The organism is Moorena sp. SIO3I6 (assembly GCF_010672095.1).
Genome location: NZ_JAAHHU010000904.1, coordinates 1 through 1,981 on the forward strand (window position 1 = coordinate 1; position 1,981 = coordinate 1,981).

Genomic DNA, 1,981 nt, shown 5'->3' on the forward strand with positions numbered 1-1,981 from the left:
TATGAGAATGGACACATCACCAATAGCCAAGAACTGTTAACAACAATTCGATTTAAAATTGAAGACACGGGTATTGGCATGAGTGCGGAACAAATCGAACGAATATTTTTGCCCTTCGAGCAGGTGGGGAATCCCTTAAATAAAGCACAAGGGACCGGATTGGGATTAGCCATTACTCAGAAACTGGTTCAGATGATGGGGTCTAAGTTAGAAGTAAGCAGCCAGTTGGGCATTGGCACTGTGTTTTGGTTCGATTTGCAGTTAAAAGAAACCACAGCTGCATCCAAACCCATGACTCCTCAAAGAGGGATTATTGGCTTCAAAGGTCAGCCACCCACAATTCTGGTGGTGGATGATAAACAAGAAAATCGCTGGGTGATTGTAAATCTGCTGGCTCCCCTGGGATTTGAACTAGTGGAGGCTAGCAATGGTCAAGAGGGTTTAGAGGAAGCCACAGCATTTCCACCAGACCTGATTATCACTGACTTGTTGATGCCACAGATGGATGGCTTTGAGATGATCCGACAGTTGCGACAATCCCCCCAATTGCACTCAAAAGTAGTGATTGCGTCTTCGGCTAGTGTATTTGACACCGACAAGGAAAAAAGTAGTGAGGCTGGAGCGGATGATTTTTTGCCCAAACCAGTAGAGGCAGAAAAGCTACTAGAGATGTTACAAGTGCATCTGAAACTGGAATGGATTTATCAAGCAAGGCAGGAAGGAGGAAGTAGGAAGAAGAAAAACATCTCATCTCAAACCCTAGAGATTGTGACTCCTCCAGTCGAGAAACTTTCCCAACTTTACGATCTGGCTAGGGCAGGCTTAATCAATGACCTTTTAAAACAAATCGATAACCTAGAAAAATCCGATCCAAACACTAGTGATTTTGTCCAACATATCCGTGAATTAGCTCAAAATTTTCAGTTGAAAAAAATTAGAAATTTTATTAAAGACTATATTCAGTGAATTCAAACTATGCCTTTTTGATTTCATAAAAAGTTATCTTTAGCCGATGTTTTCGATTTCAGATAATGACTAATTTGCAAAAACTAAATTGATTCAAGAAGTAACTAAATAAAGGAAAATATATGAATAATAAAAAACTCATCAATACTCTAATAAATCTCAAAAAAACAGTCCATTTTCTGCCCCTAGCAATCACTATTTTTACAGGGGTTATGTTTTCCCTACTAACGGTCATGGGAACTTGGAATTTGGAAAACAAAACCATCGAAAAAGAGTTTGAACAAGATGCCAAGGATATTGTTTCCTTGCTCCAAAGAAGCCTTGAAAAAAATCTACACCAACTGGAATCGATTGTTGGGGTCTATGCTGCCTCCGAAAAAGTGACTCGTCAGGAATTGCGGACGTTTGTCAAGCCTTACTTGTCAAATCATTCAGATATTCAAGCCCTAGAGTGGATTCCTTGGGTACCCCATGAGCAACGAGCCGCTTACGAACAAGCTGCCAAACAGGAGGGTTTTCCTAACTTTAAAATTATAGAACAGAATCCTCAGGGAGAGCTGATTAAGGCTAAACCCAGAGAAGAGTATTTTCCTGTCTATTTTGTTGAGCCATACCACGATAATGAGACAATGTTGGGTTTTGACCTAGCCTCGAATTCTGTCAGTTTGGAAGCTTTGCAATTATCACGAGATAGTGGCAAAGCGATCGCCACCCCACCCATGATATTAATGCATAAAAGCACCCAGCACCAACTAGGATTCCTAATTTTATGGCCAATTTATCGACAGAATACACCTACTAATTCAGTTATATCCCGTCGCCAAAATCTGGAAGGTTTTGCCTCAAGTGCGTTTTTGATTGGAGACGTCGTAGATAGGGCTTTAGAGTATCTACAACCGAGGGGGATTGATGTTTACCTGTTTCACGAATCTGCGCCAACAGAGAAGCGATTGCTCTATACCTATTCATCTAGTACACCCAAAGCATCAAAGGACTTGAAGGAGGAAGACTTTGA

At 40.9% G+C, this 1,981-nt stretch carries 2 protein-coding genes; both read left to right on the forward strand.

All coding sequences use genetic code 11. The features are described 5' to 3' along the window. On the forward strand, positions 1-966 hold a 966-nt coding region (locus F6K49_RS44235; protein WP_293108264.1), incomplete at its 5' end, for a response regulator. A 122-nt stretch (positions 967-1,088) separates the two neighbouring features. Beyond that, positions 1,089-1,981, forward strand: an 893-nt coding sequence (locus F6K49_RS44240; protein ID WP_293108267.1) for a CHASE domain-containing protein, incomplete at its 3' end; no start/stop codon positions are given.